General features: G+C 59.9%; 11 protein-coding genes. 7 read left to right on the plus strand and 4 right to left on the minus strand.

What is annotated here, in order from left to right; all coding sequences use genetic code 11:
• Positions 1-192 precede the first annotated feature (192 nt).
• The gene (locus ACKUTP_RS02375; RefSeq protein WP_022093945.1) at positions 193-2,268 is read left to right on the plus strand and encodes a translation factor GTPase family protein; all 2,076 of its coding nucleotides are present in this window, start codon (positions 193-195) and stop codon (positions 2,266-2,268) included.
• Positions 2,269-2,396: 128 nt separating this feature from the next.
• Here the strand turns inward: ACKUTP_RS02375 and ACKUTP_RS02380 are convergent, their stop codons facing one another.
• On the minus strand, positions 2,397-3,380 hold the full coding sequence (locus ACKUTP_RS02380) for a DNA/RNA non-specific endonuclease (RefSeq protein WP_409063470.1): 984 nt from the start codon (positions 3,378-3,380) through the stop codon (positions 2,397-2,399).
• A gap of 477 nt (positions 3,381-3,857) precedes the next feature.
• Here ACKUTP_RS02380 and ACKUTP_RS02385 point away from each other — a divergent pair, with 477 nt between their 5' ends.
• Entirely contained in the window at positions 3,858-5,552 is a 1,695-nt protein-coding gene (locus ACKUTP_RS02385) for an ATP-binding protein (protein WP_409063471.1), read from the plus strand.
• A 296-nt stretch (positions 5,553-5,848) separates the two neighbouring features.
• Here the strand turns inward: ACKUTP_RS02385 and ACKUTP_RS02390 are convergent, their stop codons facing one another.
• Positions 5,849-6,727 carry a hypothetical protein gene (locus ACKUTP_RS02390; protein WP_409063472.1) on the minus strand — a complete coding sequence of 293 codons (879 nt, stop codon included), beginning with the start codon at positions 6,725-6,727 and terminating at the stop codon, positions 5,849-5,851.
• A 173-nt stretch (positions 6,728-6,900) separates the two neighbouring features.
• Here ACKUTP_RS02390 and ACKUTP_RS02395 point away from each other — a divergent pair, with 173 nt between their 5' ends.
• On the plus strand, positions 6,901-7,551 hold the full coding sequence (locus tag ACKUTP_RS02395; protein WP_195920185.1) for an HAD family phosphatase: 651 nt from the start codon (positions 6,901-6,903) through the stop codon (positions 7,549-7,551).
• A 113-nt stretch (positions 7,552-7,664) separates the two neighbouring features.
• Here the strand turns inward: ACKUTP_RS02395 and ACKUTP_RS02400 are convergent, their stop codons facing one another.
• Entirely contained in the window at positions 7,665-8,774 is a 1,110-nt protein-coding gene (locus tag ACKUTP_RS02400; protein WP_022094247.1) for a LacI family DNA-binding transcriptional regulator, read from the minus strand.
• A 311-nt stretch (positions 8,775-9,085) separates the two neighbouring features.
• Between ACKUTP_RS02400 and glmS the strand changes: the two genes are divergently transcribed.
• On the plus strand, positions 9,086-10,933 hold the full coding sequence (gene glmS / locus ACKUTP_RS02405; protein ID WP_409063473.1) for a glutamine--fructose-6-phosphate transaminase (isomerizing): 1,848 nt from the start codon (positions 9,086-9,088) through the stop codon (positions 10,931-10,933).
• A gap of 112 nt (positions 10,934-11,045) precedes the next feature.
• Here glmS and ACKUTP_RS02410 read toward each other — a convergent pair whose 3' ends face one another.
• On the minus strand, positions 11,046-11,747 hold the full coding sequence (locus tag ACKUTP_RS02410) for a GntR family transcriptional regulator (RefSeq protein WP_055310169.1): 702 nt from the start codon (positions 11,745-11,747) through the stop codon (positions 11,046-11,048).
• 193 nt (positions 11,748-11,940) lie between these two features.
• On the opposite strand from ACKUTP_RS02410, the gene ACKUTP_RS02415 reads away from it, so the two are divergent.
• The 3 genes from ACKUTP_RS02415 (at position 11,941) to ACKUTP_RS02425 (ending at position 15,126) form a co-directional block, all read left to right on the plus strand.
• On the plus strand, positions 11,941-12,975 hold the full coding sequence (locus ACKUTP_RS02415; protein WP_409063474.1) for a YeiH family protein: 1,035 nt from the start codon (positions 11,941-11,943) through the stop codon (positions 12,973-12,975).
• A gap of 273 nt (positions 12,976-13,248) precedes the next feature.
• The gene (locus tag ACKUTP_RS02420; protein WP_409063475.1) at positions 13,249-14,466 is read left to right on the plus strand and encodes a helix-turn-helix domain-containing protein; all 1,218 of its coding nucleotides are present in this window, start codon (positions 13,249-13,251) and stop codon (positions 14,464-14,466) included.
• Positions 14,467-14,550: 84 nt separating this feature from the next.
• Positions 14,551-15,126 carry a hypothetical protein gene (locus ACKUTP_RS02425; RefSeq protein WP_195444770.1) on the plus strand — a complete coding sequence of 192 codons (576 nt, stop codon included), beginning with the start codon at positions 14,551-14,553 and terminating at the stop codon, positions 15,124-15,126.
• Positions 15,127-15,155: the final 29 nt, after the last annotated feature.

Here is a 15,155-nt window from a genome sequence, read left to right on the forward strand (position 1 = left end):
TCTCGCCGCCTGTATTCATACGTGCGCCGAAAGGTATGCATGGACAGCCGCCCGTGAGGGTAGGGTGGTGGCATAGGACATTTGGAGGGTGAGTCGGCTCGGCTGCCGACCATGCTGCTCCCGGGACGGCACCGACCGCGAACTCTCCCCGTTGGCGTCGCGCATTGCGCGCGGCCCTGCAAGGAGGTCATCATGGGTGCTCCCAAGACCGGTAACGTAAGGAACGTGGTGCTCGTAGGCCAAGGCGGGGTGGGCAAGACTTCACTCGCCGAGGCCATGCTCCACCTTTCCGGCAAGACCGCCCGCCTGGGCGGCCACGACGGCACCAAGCCCACGCTCGACTATGACCCCGAAGAGGTCAAGCGTGCATTTTCCATCTCGACGACCATTGCGCCTATCGACTGGAAGGGCGCGCGCATCAATGTGCTCGATGCCCCGTGCTACCCCGATTTTATCGGCGACGCCTTTGCCGCGATGAGTGTCTGCGAGACGGCTCTGTTTGTGGTCGACGCCGAGGCCGGCCCGCAGCCTACGACGGTTAAGCTCTGGTATGCCGCCGAGGACCTGCGCCTGGCGCGTGCGGTGTTCGTAAACCGCCTGTCGCGCTCCGAGGCCAGCTTTGCGACCACGATGGACCTGCTGCAAGAGCGCTTTGGCACGCGCCTGGGCGCCGTGACCCTTCCCTGGGGCGAGGGCGAGGACTTTGACGGCATCATCGACCTGGTGCGCATGAAGGCGCGCCATTGCAACGGCACCGAAGCCGTTGAGTCGGAGATTCCCGAGGAGTATCGTGCCCAGGCCGAGGAAGCCCATGACCATCTGTGCGAGCTGGTGGCCGAGGCTGACGATGAACTGATGATGAAGTACTTGGAAGGCGAGGAGACGCTGACGCAGGAGGAGCTTGAAGGCCTGCTGTCGAAGGCGATTGCCGAGCGCATCTTTGTGCCGGTCTTTGCGGGCGATTGCATTAAGGAGCAGGGCGTCAACTCGCTGATGGACGACATCGCCACATACTTCCCGGCGCCGACCGACTACGGCGAGATGCCGCTTATCGACGGCGATTCGCTCAAGATTTCAAGCGACGATGATCGTCCGGTGGCGTTTGTGTTTAAGACCCTGGCCGATCCGCAGCAGGGTCGCATCAGCTTTATTAAGGTGCTGACGGGTACGCTTGAGCCGGGCCTTGAGCTGGTCAACGCGCGCACGCGCAAGGGCGACCGTCTGGCTCACCTGTATGTGATGTGCGGCCGCGACATGACCGAGGTCGGTCACGCCTATGCCGGCGACATTATCGTGGCACCCAAGCTGGCGGCCGAGACGGGCGATACGCTCTCGATTACCGGCAAGGTCGAGGCTGCGGCGTTTAAGTTCCCCAACTCGCAGTACCGCATCGCCATCGAGGCCGAGAATCGCGGCGACGAAGAGAAGCTCTACACGTTTATCGAGAAGGCCTGCAAGGCCGATCCGACCATGAGCATCGATCGTGACGAGGAGACGGGCCAGACCATTATCTCCGCCGTTGGTGAGGCGCAGGTTTCGGTGCTACTCAACCGTTTGGAGGATCGCACCAAGGTCGTGGCCAAGAGCGTGCCGATCCGCATTCCGTATCGCGAGACCATTCGCCGTACGGCAAGTGCCCAGGGCCGCCATAAGAAGCAGACCGGCGGTGCCGGTCAGTACGGCGACTGCTGGCTGCGCGTGGAGCCGCTTATTGGGCCCGACGGCACGAGCGACGGCTATGAGTTTGTAGACGAGGTCGTGGGCGGCCGCATTCCGCGCTCGCTGATCCCCGCCGTGGACAAGGGCGTTCAAGAGACCATGAAGGACGGCATCATTGCCGGCTACCCGCTCACGGGCATTCGCGTGGCTGTGTACGACGGCTCGTATCACAGCGTCGACTCCAACGAGATGGCGTTTCGCGCGGCGGCTCGCATCGGTCTGCGCAAGGCGTGCGCCGATGCCGATCCGGTGGTGCTGGAGCCCATCGAGGAAATCACGGTGACTATTCCCGAGAGCTACGCCGGCGCTGTGATGGGCGACATCTCGGCATCGCGCGGTCGCGTGACGGGCATGGAGACCGATGAGCGCGGCGACACCGTGGTCATTGCCCAGGCGCCGCTGGCAGAGCTGACGGATTATTCGACGCGCCTGCGCTCTATCACGCGCGGCACGGGTGACTTTACCATGAAGCCCGCTGGCTACGAGCAGGTGCCTTATGACGTTCAGGCCAAGCTGGTCGAGCGCTATGAGGAGGGCCGCGCCAAGTAACGCGTGGTTTTGCCTGCAACATGCATGCCGATGCAAGGGCCGCCCTGGGTAACCGGGGCGGCCCTTTTTGATCCCTTGGGGACGGAGGAAAACGGATCATGTTAGGTTTTGGGGCAGCTTGGTCGGCCCTAGTCTCCCGAGGTCTGGTTGCGGCCGGTGGCGTAGTCGATCTGCACGTGCGGCTGCAGGTTGTAACAGTACACGTGGAAGCAGAGGGTCTTACCGTGGTCCTCGACCGATTGCGCCTCAAGGCGAACACCGCGGCAGACAAGTTCCTCTTCGTTATACATGGGCGTGACGCGGTAGAGCACATGGTTGCCCGTATCGCGGATATAGCCGAGAATCTGCTCCTCAAACGGAAGCATGCCTGTTTCGTTGAGATAACGCGTGCCGGTGAGGAGATTCTTGCGGTTGGCGTTTTCGCCGCAAAGCGACCAGGCGATGAGGTGGCAGCGGTTGTAGAGGCTCTGGCCCGGAATAAAGTCGTAGCGCTGCTGGCGCCATCCAGCGGGATGGATACGCGAGATATCGCCGCGCTCGCCTTGACCGAGTGATTCGGGGCCCACGCAGGCGAGCGCTTTGCGGGTGCGGCCCAGGCTGTCGAGTTTGGAGAACTTCTTAAAGCAACCCTCTTCTGTAGCGCGCTCGTATTCATCGAGTGTGAATGATGGTGTGCCGAGCGGGTGCGTGCTGTCGGCGCGAAGGGCAACGTAGGGGTTGCCGGCGTAGTCAGGAATGCTGCTGAGATATACGCCACGGGCGCGGTCGAGATCGGGGTTTTCGACCTCGTCGATGGGTGTGACGGCGCTGTCCGCGGAAGCGTCGTCACCGGTGCCGTTTACGGCGGAGTCGGAGTCATCGCCAGCGTCTTGGCTATTTTGAGAGTCCGAGGAGCTCGCTGTTCCCGATTCGAGCCGAGCGACCAGGTCTGCCTCGTTGTCGGTGCGGCTGGGACTTTCGTTTTGTTTCTCGGCCAGAGCTACTGCCTGCTCATCGCTTTGCGGCGACAGCAACTTGGGCGCTCCGTCGAGCGATCCCGTAAACAGCGCAAACCCGAGCACCACGGCGGTGCCGATGGAAAGTACTTGCTTGTAGGTGGACTTGCGCGACATTGAGGCTCCTGGATGGACGGTTGGGAATCTACCAGTCTAGCAGGAGCCGCCAGGGGCCGTTCTGTCGAACAAATACTCAAGATTTTGGGGCAAACGCTGCTGGTTCATTTGCCTCATATGGAGCTGCAGCGGTTATGCATGTGGGGCTATTCGGAGTTTCCACAGATAAAACCTACCAAAATAAACCTGTCCCTTTTTGGCAGGCTAATCGTGAGTTATTTCACCGCAACATAGGGTACGGTTAGGAAGTGTGCACCTTAAAGAGTGGAGCCCTTGATTAGAGAGATTGCGCTCGTCTCTCTAAATGTCTCTCTAACGAGAAGGTCAGTTAAAGAGATAACATTAGGAAATCTAGCAGTGAATTTGATGCATCTCTCTAAATTTCTCTCTAAAATAAGATGCCTATCTCTCTAAAGTTAGAGAGATATACTATACTTTAGAGAGATAAATCTATCGTTTTAGAGAGACGGAATTCCGATGCTGCTGGATGAACCTCTTGGCCTTATCGTTGAGCGCCTTCGCAGGCGGGGGACTGATGACGCATCGGTAGAAGTTAAAGCCTGCACGAATAAATTGAGCGCAGACGTATGGGAGACAGTGAGCGCTTTTGCGAACACTGCGGGTGGGCTCATTATTTTGGGCCTGAACGAAGCCGAAGGATTTGTTCCTTCGGCTAACTTTGCTATCGATAGGGTGCGCGATCAGTTTGTTTCGGGTATCGGAGACGGAGGCTCAGCGGCAGTGGTGGCCCATGCGCCGCGGTACGAGCTTGATCGAGGCGAGGTCGACGGGCTCCAGGTGCTTCTGGTGCGCATCTTTGAACTTGAGCTTAAAGCGAAGCCTTGCTATATCGGCGCGCGCGGCGTGCAGAACGGTAGCTACAAGCGCGTGGATGATAAAGATATCAAGATGTCACCCGCTGAGCTATATGAGCTGCAGAGTGCGTTGCTTCCGAGCGATGCAGACGGCACGGTGGTTTCGGAGGCAACGGTCGAGGATTTGGATCCAGATGTCGTGCGGTCTATTATCGCAAATCGCCGGCTGCAGACCCCGCGCGTTTTGCGCGGGGCCGATACGCTGGAAAAGCAGCTGGTCAGACTCAATATCACTACAAAGGATGGTGCCGTGAAGCTCGCGGGGCTTCTGTCGGCGGGAATTTACCCCCAGCAGTTCTATCCCAAACTGATGATCGATGTCGCCGTTCATTCCGATGTGGAAAAATCTGCACCCGGGCAACCCCGGTTTATTGACCGCCAGTTGTGCGATGGCCCGATTCCGGCTTGCATCGAAGATGCCCTTGCCGCGATTGGACGAAACTTGCGCAAAGCGACGATAGTGCAAGGCGCTGGCAGAAGGGAGGATTGGGAAGTTCCCCAGGAGGTTTTGCGCGAGGCCTTGGCAAATGCCTGCATCCATCGAGAATATTCGCCCATGTTTGTGGGGCAGGCCGTGAGTGTCGATATCTATCCAGACAGAATAGAGATCAAAAACCCTGGCGGGCTTTGGGGCGGAAAGACGGTGGACAATCTTGCAGACGGGGAATCGCGCTGCCGAAACCCAAAGCTCATGAGCCTAATGGGGGCGACGCCGTTAGAGCATGCCGAGGGGGCCGTTGCGGAAAGCCAGGGATCTGGTATCCCGGCTATGATTCGCGAGATGGAGTCTCGTTCGCTTGGCAGGCCGAAATTTATCGTTAAGGCCGATTCGTTTACGGTGCTGCTTTCCCGGCACGGGGCGGAGCTTGCTGAAAACCGCACGTGGATTCAGAGCCATGTGGGCGCCGAGCTGACGGATCGCGAAGAAACATTGCTCATGTTTATGCGGGAGCATGGGTGCGTATGCGATGTTCAAAAAATACGAGAGGCCCTGAAGTGGGATTCGGATGACATTCGTCTGATCTGCGGGGACCTTGTAGATAAACATGCCCTGTCAAAATGCGGCAAAGACACGTTCGAAATTATCGATAGGAACAGAGAACCGTCAGCTTCGACGGCGGATAGGATCCTGGAGGCTCTCAGCGCCGAAGTGGATATGACGGCGCGAGAAATAGCGGTTGCATCGGGGGTCAGAATTTCGTCTGTCCGTTACCATCTGCCAAAAATGGCGGATAAAGGGCTCATCGAAGTAATGGGTTCATCGACGAGTCGTAACCGCCGATATCGGAAGAAGTAGATGCAGCCGGGTCGCCTCTCTAGTGCCTCTCGAAGTTAGATGGGTGCTAGAGGAGCGACTGCCTCGCGATATTTCCCCAGATAAAACCTGCCAAAATAAACCTGTCCCTTATTGGCAGGTCAGTTAACGCAGTGCAGGTTGGGCATATGCGAGCGAGCGGGCTTCGGGTGCGGTAAGGTGACGTGAAACAAGCGGGCGCTGACCTTTTGGTCGCGCCCGCGAAGTTGAACGTCAGATTGCCGTGCCCGGAGCCCGCGCAGCGCCGAGCAGTTGCGCCGTTTGTAAAACGGCGCAACCTAAAGATTCATGTTGCCGTGAATGTAGGGGGTGACCTCGGGGGAGATATGGTCGCAGCCCAGCTCGCGCAGCGCGGACTCGATGGCGGCGGGCAGCGGGGTCTTGCCCTTGTCGTCGACGGCGGCACCGCCGAGGGTGGCAATCTTGGCGACATCTGCGGGTGCGGCCTCGATATGCATGCAGCCGCCGACCAAGCGTGCGCGGACCTGAGCCAAGTCAAGATCGTGCAGGTAATCCTCGCAGGCGCGGATTAAATCGACCTTCTCGCGCGTAAGCTTCTCGCCCGTGGGAACGCGCGTGGCAAGACAGGCTCCCGCCGGCAGGTTCCAAACGGGGTAGCCCCATGCACGCAGCAGCTCGCGCTCTTCGTCCTTGGTAAAGCCGACCTCCATGAGAGGGGAGCGTACGCCGAGCTCTTCTGCCGCACGCATGCCGGGGCGGTAGTCACCGCGATCGCTTGCATTGCTGCCATCGATGACGGTGGGAAAGCCGAGCGACTTGGCGTGGTTGACGATGGCGGTAAAGCCGGCGTGCTTGCAGTGGTAGCAGCGATTAGCATCGTTGCAGGCTACTTGGGGGAGCTGCAGCTGATCCACCGAAAGATTGAGCACGGGGAGCTTAAAATGCGGCCCCTCATTGGCCTGTCCATCAACGGACTGCTCAAACGAAGTCTGTTCGGGCGTGCCGATGAGCGGCGTGGTGAGATGGACGAGGAGGGTATTGGTAGGCATGATGCGGGCGCAGACCGCGGCCAAAAAGCTGCTGTCGACACCACCGGAAAAGCCGATGGCGACGCGTCCGTATGCCAAAAGCAGCTGCTCGAGTGCTGCGAGTTTGTCCTGAAGCTCCTCTGCGGGTGCGGCGGTGTCTGAAAGCATGAAACGATCCTTATCGTTGAGTACTCGATCGAAAACTATAATCCTAATGCGTTACTTGCCATAAGACTTCTATCTGTGTAACGAAAGTGCAATATGGCATATACGTTATATACAAGTTGCCAAATGCGGTAGAGTTGCAGCAACGCGACAGCGAGAGTCGATGGGGGACCGATATGATCAAGGCTGTTATTTTTGACATGGATGGAACGCTGGTCGATACCGAGCGTTTGGGGATTAAGGCCTGGAAGGCAGGCGCCGCTGAGCTGGGGCTCGCGATTGATGAAGCGCTGATCCATCAGTTTATCGGCCGCACGCTGCCCGATGTTATGGATATCCTCGATAAGCATTATGGCAGCCACGAAACCACCGAGGCGATCTATCGTCGCCACAAGGAGATTCGCGACGAGATGGTCAAGACCGAACTGGAGCTTAAGGCCGGCGCCGCCGAGTGCCTAGACGAGTTGCTAGCTGCGGGCTATCACGTGGGCCTAGCGACGTCGTCGCGCCTCGTTACGGCCGAGCGCAACCTTAAGATGGTCGGTCTTTTTGACAAGTTTGAAACGGTAACGTGTGGCGAGGACGTCGTGCACGGCAAGCCCGACCCCGAGATGTATCTGCTCGCCTGCGAGCGTGCGGGCTTTGCCCCCGAGGAGTGCGCCGTGGTCGAGGATTCGCGCAATGGTTGCGTCTCGGGCATCACGGCCGGCTGCCACGTCTTTGCCGTCCCCGATATTGTGCCGCTGCCGCAGGACGTGGTGGATGGCTGCGAGGCCGTGCTCGATACGTTGTTCGACCTGGCGGCGGCAATCAAGACTGTGCGCTAGAAAATTGCGGCGTTGAAACGAGCGATTGCTCACGTTTGCGCTTAAGCAAAAGGGGTCCGGCAATGGTCGGGCCCCTTTTGCTTAAGCGGCGACTTAGCATACTCGCGGGCGTGCTATAGATACGCACCGAGGTTGATGGCCGTGGCGTCGGTCTGGCTGCTTGCCTGGGTGCTGGCGCGTTCCAGTAGGAACGGACGTACCAGTTCTTGGCGGTTGATATCCTCGGCGGCGACTGCGGTGACGGTACGCGCTGCGGAGCCGACACGGATATGCTTGATCTTTGCCGGGGCCTTGTTCTCGATTTGCTCCATCAGCAGTTGGACACCCTTGCGGCCAATCTCGTAGCCCGGGGGCGCTACCGTAGTGAGCGGGACCGATCCGCTCCAAGCGAGCGGGTTGCCATCGCAGCCTGCTACGCGTACTTGCCCGGGGACAGAGATGCCCTTGTCGACCAGTGCCGAAACGACGCCCGAGGCCAACACATCGGTCAGGCCGACGACAAAATCGGGACGTTCGTCCGCGGGGCGCTCGGCGATTTGGGCACCGATGCCGTAGCCGTCGGCAGCGGTATTCCATTCGCCGGCGTCGATGACTTCGATCTTGATATCGGGGTGCAGGGCGAGCGCCTTATGAATGCCAAGGACGCGCAGGGTGAGTTGCATAAATGCTGCTCGGCCGACGACGACAATATGGTGCGCGCCGCGGGCGATGGCAAGTTCGGCAATGATGCGACCCTGGGCCTCATTGTCGGCCGCTACGTAGTAGCCGGGCTCGGAGCAATGGATGTCCAGATGGACGATCGGCACGGGCATCTTGGTCATGGCGGGGTGCCAGTCGGGGGATGCCATGGGCTGAACCATGACGCCGGACATCTGGGTGCCCATAAAGTAGCGCAGGTAATGATCCTCGAGAATATCGTCGTTATCGGCGTTGGCGATGAGCAAGTCGTAGCCGTGCTTGCGGGCCTCGTTGTGGGCGCCGCTGGCGATTTGGAGCGAAAAGCCGTGATCGAGACGGGGGAGCACCAGGCCAAAGGACTTGGTGGCGCCGCCCGCGAGCTGACGGGCGCTTTGGTTGGGCAGGTAGCCAAGGCGATTGATGGTCTCGTTGATGAGCTTGAGGGTCTCGGGGCGCAGCTTTTCGGGGTGGTTGAGCGCGTTGGAAACCGTGCCCAACGAAACCCCGGCCTCGCGCGCGACGTCGCTGATTTTTACCTTTGCCATAGCGGCCCCTTTGATGCGTTTCAAGTACAAGCCAGATTGTAGCATCCCAAACCTACCAAAAAGGGACAGGTTTATTTTGGCAGGTTTATCTGGGGAAACGCCGTTGCCAGCGCGACCACCACGAAGGGGGCAGGTACCTTTGTGGTGGTTTGGACCGGCTGGACGTGTGTGCATCGAGTGGTATCTAAGTTGAGATACCACTTCTGGTATATCAGCTTGCGTTTGCGTGAGTACAATACTCGAACGTTATGCGTCTCAGCGCCCCCTGTGCGTGGACGTTTTGCAGTCAAGCGGACGAAGGGATTTATCCTATGTGCGGAATTGTCGGCTACACCGGCTCTGATATTGCAAAGAACATCCTGGTCACGGGCCTCAAGCGTATGGAGTATCGCGGCTATGACTCCTCGGGCGTCGCGCTCGAGGTGGGCGAGGGCGCCGCGGCGCACCTCGATGTCATCCGCCGCGTGGGTAAGGTCGCGGGCTTGGAGAGCGAGCTTTCCAATATCGACAGCGACGCTACCTGCGGTATCGGCCACACCCGTTGGGCCACCCACGGCAAGCCCTCCGTCGTTAACGCTCACCCCCACACCAGCTGCGACGGTCGTATCGCCATCGTCCACAACGGCATCATCGAGAACTTCGCCGAGCTGCGCGAAGAGCTGGAGGGCCGCGGCCACCACTTTAAGAGCGAGACCGATACCGAGGTCTTCGCGCATCTGATCGAAGAGGCTTATGCCGAGACGCACGACCTGATGGCCTCCGTGCGCGAGGCTTGCGCCCACGTGGTCGGTGCCTATGGTCTGGCCGCCGTGTGCGCTGACGAGCCCGGCGTGATCGCCGTGGCCCGCAAGGATTCCCCGATCGTGGTCGGCGCGGGCGAGACCGGCGCCTATGTCGCCTCCGACGTCATCGCGCTCATCGACGCAACCCGCGACGTCGTGGTGCTCGAGGACGGTCAGTTTGCCAAGCTCACGCCCGCAGGCGTCGAGTACACCGACGAGGCCGGCAACGTTATCGAGCCCAAGGTCACCCACATCGACTGGGACCTGGACATGGCAGAAAAGGGCGGTTATCCCGACTTTATGCTCAAGGAGATTCACGAGCAGCCGCGCGTCGTGCGCGACACGCTGGTTGGTCGTATGACGCCGGCCGGCGAGCTCGACATCGACGAGCTGGGCCTTTCGCTCGAGGAACTCAATGACATCGACCGCGTCTACGTGATCGCTTGCGGCACCAGCTATCACGCTGGCCTCATTGCCAAGAATCTCATTGAGGGCTGGGCTCGCATCCCCACCGAGGTGGAGGCGGCCAGCGAGTTCCGTTATCGCAACCCCATCATTACGCCGACGACGCTTGTCGTTGCCGTGTCCCAGTCGGGCGAGACGGCCGATACCCTTGCCGCCATTCGCGATGCGCGCATCAAGGGTGCCAAGGTCTTCGGCATCACCAACGTGGTGGGCAGCCCCGTGGCGCGTGAGAGCGACGGCGTCATCTACACCAAGGCCAACAAGGAGATTGCGGTCGCCTCGACCAAGAGCTTTATCGGCCAGGTTGTGAGCCTCACGCTTTTGGCTCTGCTGCTGGCGCAGGTCAAGTACCGCCTGACCACCAAACAGGCGCGCATGCTGTTCCGCGAGCTTTCCGATACGGCCGAGCAGATCCAGTGGATTTTGGATACCCAAACCGAGGCCGTTCATGAGGCCGCCCTGCTGTGCAAGGACGCGCAGTCGGCGCTGTTCGTGGGGCGTGGCATGGGTGCCGCCATTTCCTACGAGGGCGCGCTCAAGCTCAAGGAGGTCAGCTACCTGCACGCCGAGGCCTACGCCGCCGGCGAGATGAAGCACGGCCCCATTGCCCTGATCGACCCGGGCTTCCCTGTCATCGCTGTGGCCACCAAGAGTGCCACCTACGACAAGACCGTGTCGAACCTTATGGAGTGCAAGGCGCGCGGTGCCAAGGTCATCGTCGTTGCCACCGAGGGCGACGAGGAGATCAACAAGATCGCCGACTGCATCATCCGCGTGCCGGCAGTCCGCGACGTGTTCAGCCCCATCACGGCGAGCGTTCCTCTGCAGCTGCTCGCACGCGAGGTCGCCATCCTGCGCGGCTGCGACGTCGACCAGCCCCGTAACCTGGCGAAAAGCGTTACTGTCGAGTAGTTGGTTCCGCCGTTCTAGCGACTAAGGCCCGGCTCCGCATTTGACGGAGCCGGGCCTTGTTGCATTTGCACAGATAAAACCTGCCAAAATGAACCTGTCCTTTTTTGGTAGGTTAGCGGAGCTTGCTGGTCTCGAAGTACTCGGGGAACTGGTCCAGGACCTCGGTTTGGTTGCGGAACATCATGTGCAGGTGCTTGCTGACCAAAAAGCTCGCTTCGATGGGGTCGCGACCGGCGATAGCGCGGCGAATCTGCTTGTGCTCGTTCACGATGTCCTGATTGTCGAGAACCTGCGTGGCGGCGCGCAGCCAGCGGAAGCGCTCCAGGTCGGCATTGGTCTCTTCGAGCCACGACCACACGGTGCTGCGACATGCGATGCTAAAAATCATGTGATGCATGAGGTTGTCGCTCAAAAAGAAGCCGATGCGATCCTCATCGGCCATGGCCTTTTCCTGCAGCGCGATGGCTCGGTCGAGCTGCTCGATGCCTGCCGAGGTGGCGCGCGCACAGCACTCCACGATCACCTGCTTTTCCAGATGCTCGCGGATATAACAGGCACTCTCGGCAAGGGTGAGGTTGATGGGCGAAACATAGGTGCCGCTTTGGGGTACGGTGCGCACCAGGCCCTCTTGCGCCAGACGTACCAGTGCCTCGCGCACAGGGGTGCGCCCCATATCCAGGTCGTCGCAAAGCTGCTTGACGCCCAGCTTTTCGCCGGGCTTGTAGTCCAGGTAGACGATTTTGCGTCGAATGGTGTGGTAGGACTGGTCCTGTAGGCTCGTTTCCTGCTCGCCGACGTGCATCGATTCTTCCATAGCGCCTCGCAACTGTTCTATCAAACTCATATGTCAGTTGTTAATTATGCCGCGAATCAGCTCTCCGCGGTGGGTAATTCGGCTGTTGCCTGAGAACTATTGCGGCATCTTAGCCTGTGTTTGCGCAAGGCTGCGCTCAATGTTGCCGTATCATAAGCCGTCGCAAACGTGAAATAGAAAGAAGGAGTCCCATATGCAACTGGCAAATATCGTACGCGAGCGCTGGAAAGGCGTCTTGTTCTGCCTGATCATCGCCATTCCCGCGACGTTGCTCGGCAAACAAATTGAAGTGGTCGGCGGTCCGGTATTTGCCATCCTCTTTGGCATGGTCCTGGCGCTCGTCTTTCCCGGGAAGCGTCGCGAACAGCTCGCCGCCGGCGTCACCTATACGTCCAAAAAAGTCTTGCAGTACGCGGTTATTCTGCTTGGCTTTGGCATGAACCTCTCCCAGATTCTGTCCAAGGGCGCCCAGTCGCTGCCGATTATCGTGGCGACAATCTCGACCTCGCTTGTCATCGCCTTTGTCCTCTGCCGCGTCATGAACGTGCCGGGCAAGATCGCGACGCTTGTGGGTGTGGGTTCGTCGATTTGCGGCGGTTCTGCCATCGCCGCGACCGCACCCGTCATCGATGCCGACGATCGCGAGATTGCCCAGGCCATTTCGGTCATCTTCCTGTTTAACGTTATCGCGGCGCTCGTGTTTCCAACGCTCGGCGGCATGCTCGGGCTGACCAACGAGGGCTTTGGCCTGTTTGCCGGCACCGCCATCAACGACACCTCGTCCGTAACGGCTGCGGCGAGTGCCTGGGACAGCATGCATCCCGGCGCCAATGTGCTCGAGAGCGCCACGGTGGTCAAGCTTACCAGGACGCTGGCCATTATCCCCATCACGTTGGTCCTCGCATGCTGGCAGATGCATCTGGCGCGCAAAGCCGGCGGCGACGCCAAAAGCACGTTCTCGCTTAAACGTGCGTTTCCCATGTTTGTGCTGTTCTTTGTGCTGGCGAGCGTGATCACCACGGTGCTTCAGCTTCCTGCATCCATCACGGCGCCCATCAAGGAGCTGTCGAAGTTCTTTATTGTGATGGCCATGGCGGCTATTGGCTTTAATACCGATATCGTCGAGCTGGTCAAAAAGGGCGGCAAGCCCATCGTGCTGGGCTTTTGCTGCTGGATTGGCATTGCGTGCATGAGTTTAGGAATGCAACACGTACTGGGAATCTGGTAGAGAAGTAGCTTGTTTGCGTGCTGCGTGCTTCGTGCTGGTGAGCGCATGCTTGCGGTGGAGCGATAGGAGCTCTTGCGGGTATGGCTTGTCCGCAGGTTTATAAGTCCCGAAGAGCTCTTATCGCCCCGCCAGGATGGCGATGCGGGGCAACACCTATACTCGCAGGACGGCGCTTTCTGCCCTATAGTGTTTGGTAAGCAATATCGTTCAATTTTGAAACACTCGGTCGTACGACCGTCGGCGGTTGCACGACGCCGCGGACAGGGGCAAATCATGGATAGCGATGCCAAACTGAACATCTTGACCGATGCCCTGGCTGCTGCCGGGGCCTCGGCATTGGCAATCGATGCGCATGGGGACGTCGCGATCTCGACCATGAATGACGCGGCGCTTGAGCGGGATGTGGCGGTTTTTGTCGCTGAGCGCCTCGACCGTATAGGAGACGGCGCGCGTCTGGTTATGGGGCGTGCGGGTACGCGCCTGAGCCTGACCGTTCGCCCCACCGACAAAGAGGGCGGGGGCCTTTGGGCCGTCGTGGTCCGCGAGGTGCGCGGTGCCGCGGCGCATGCGGGCGTCGAGTGGCTCAACGCCGACGAAGTTGAGGCCCGCTACGAATCGAGCGCGTACGGCATCGTTGAGGGTGCCGCTGCGGTGGCTGCACCAGTTGCCGAGAGCTACGCGCGCGGTGTGCCCCTTATGCTCGAGGGTGAGCTGGGAGCGGGTCAGGTTGAGATCGCCAAGCGCCTCTATCTGGACGGTCCTTTTGCCGATCAGCCCTTTGTTTCCGTTGCGCTCGATGAACTCACCGATCGCGGTTGGCGCCATATGCTCAAAAGCTCCGAATCGCCGCTGTTCCAAACGGGGCTGACCCTTTGCATTGAGGGCTGGAACGCGGTTGGCCCCCAGCGCCTCCGCGAGCTCGTTTCCACGATGGCCGACACCGCGTTGGCGACGCGCTGCCATGTGGTGCTGACGGCGAATGACATGCCGGGCGGCAGCGAAAGTGATCAAGCCGCCTTTGTGACCGAGCGCTTCGCCTGTGCGGTGAGCGTGGCGCCGGCAATCGCCGAGCAGGGAGCCGCGTCGACGAAGGTTGCGCGCTATTTGGAATATCTCGCTGATGCATTTGGGACGGCAGCGGCCACGCTGTCTGCCGCGGCGACGAAGACGCTCGATGCTTACCGCTGGCCGCGCAACTATCTGCAGCTCCGCGAGGTCTCGGAACGACTGTATATATTGGTGGGGGCGGGCACGGTGGACCGCGCTGTGGCGGAGGAAGTGCTCGCCCAAGAGGACGTGATTAAGACCGCAACCTTTGGCGCCCCGACGCTCGAAAGTGACCTGTATATCCTGCGACCGCTGGCCGATACCGAGCGAGATATCGCGCATCTGGTTGTAGATCATCTCCACGGCAACCGAACCCGTGCGGCGGAGGTGCTGGGCATAAGCCGTACAACGCTGTGGCGCTTGCTGAAGGACGATGACCGTTGAGCGAGGCGCCCGTGACCGCGCGCGACGCGTGTGCTACAGTCCAAAGCGTTATTGTTTCGATTCGGTTACGGCGTGCGAGGGCATATGGCTGAGACTTCAAAACCGAGCCGCAGAAGGCGGAGTGCCGCGCCGGTCAACCGACGCACAACATCGGTGACGTGGGGTAAACACGCCTCGGGGTTTGACGGCTCGTTCAAGCGCACTAAATACGGCTATCCTTCGGCAAGCGCCCGCTTGGCCATGCAGGCAGAGTCCTCGCTATGGGGCCGGAAACGCGTGGTGGGCTCAAAGCTCAAGCACGATGGAACGCTCGGTTACATCAGCCGCGGGGCGGCTCGCCGCAGCGGACTCAATCCGGCTGGTTGGCATCGTTATGTTCCGATCGCGGTCGTCGTTGCAGTGATCGTCATCGCACTCGCTGCGCTTGGCTACGCCGGCGGTGGCGCCAACTTGGACGCAGTGTTTAAATCGCCCGAGCTCGCGCATGCAGGCACAGAAGTTGTCGAGGGCGCACAGACCCAGACGGGCGTTGCGCCCCAGCGCGGTATCGTTGCGGCGGCCTCCACCATCGCCGATGCGCAAAAGGACGAAGACAAGCAAGGCGACGACGCCGAAACGGCCCAGACGAACGAAACGACGACAACTCAAATATCAACATAGCTTGCCGGCAGAAGGGGACGTTCCTTTTC

This window comes from Collinsella sp. wc0529, from assembly GCF_046116875.1.
In the GTDB taxonomy this organism is placed as follows: Bacteria; Actinomycetota; Coriobacteriia; order Coriobacteriales; family Coriobacteriaceae; genus Collinsella.

Bases quoted from the DNA above. Each gene is read 5' to 3' on its own strand.
- ACKUTP_RS02375 (WP_022093945.1), top strand. From the start codon at position 193: ATGGGTGCTCCCAAGACCGGTAACGTAAGGAACGTGGTGCTCGTAGGC.
- ACKUTP_RS02390 (WP_409063472.1), bottom strand. From the start codon at position 6,727: ATGCTTTCAGACACCGCCGCACCCGCAGAGGAGCTTCAGGACAAACTC.
- ACKUTP_RS02380 (WP_409063470.1), bottom strand. From the start codon at position 3,380: ATGTCGCGCAAGTCCACCTACAAGCAAGTACTTTCCATCGGCACCGCC.
- glmS (WP_409063473.1), top strand. From the start codon at position 9,086: ATGTGCGGAATTGTCGGCTACACCGGCTCTGATATTGCAAAGAACATC.
- ACKUTP_RS02415 (WP_409063474.1), top strand. From the start codon at position 11,941: ATGCAACTGGCAAATATCGTACGCGAGCGCTGGAAAGGCGTCTTGTTC.
- ACKUTP_RS02410 (WP_055310169.1), bottom strand. From the start codon at position 11,747: ATGGAAGAATCGATGCACGTCGGCGAGCAGGAAACGAGCCTACAGGAC.
- ACKUTP_RS02385 (WP_409063471.1), top strand. From the start codon at position 3,858: ATGCTGCTGGATGAACCTCTTGGCCTTATCGTTGAGCGCCTTCGCAGG.
- ACKUTP_RS02395 (WP_195920185.1), top strand. From the start codon at position 6,901: ATGATCAAGGCTGTTATTTTTGACATGGATGGAACGCTGGTCGATACC.
- ACKUTP_RS02425 (WP_195444770.1), top strand. From the start codon at position 14,551: ATGGCTGAGACTTCAAAACCGAGCCGCAGAAGGCGGAGTGCCGCGCCG.
- ACKUTP_RS02400 (WP_022094247.1), bottom strand. From the start codon at position 8,774: ATGGCAAAGGTAAAAATCAGCGACGTCGCGCGCGAGGCCGGGGTTTCG.
- ACKUTP_RS02420 (WP_409063475.1), top strand. From the start codon at position 13,249: ATGGATAGCGATGCCAAACTGAACATCTTGACCGATGCCCTGGCTGCT.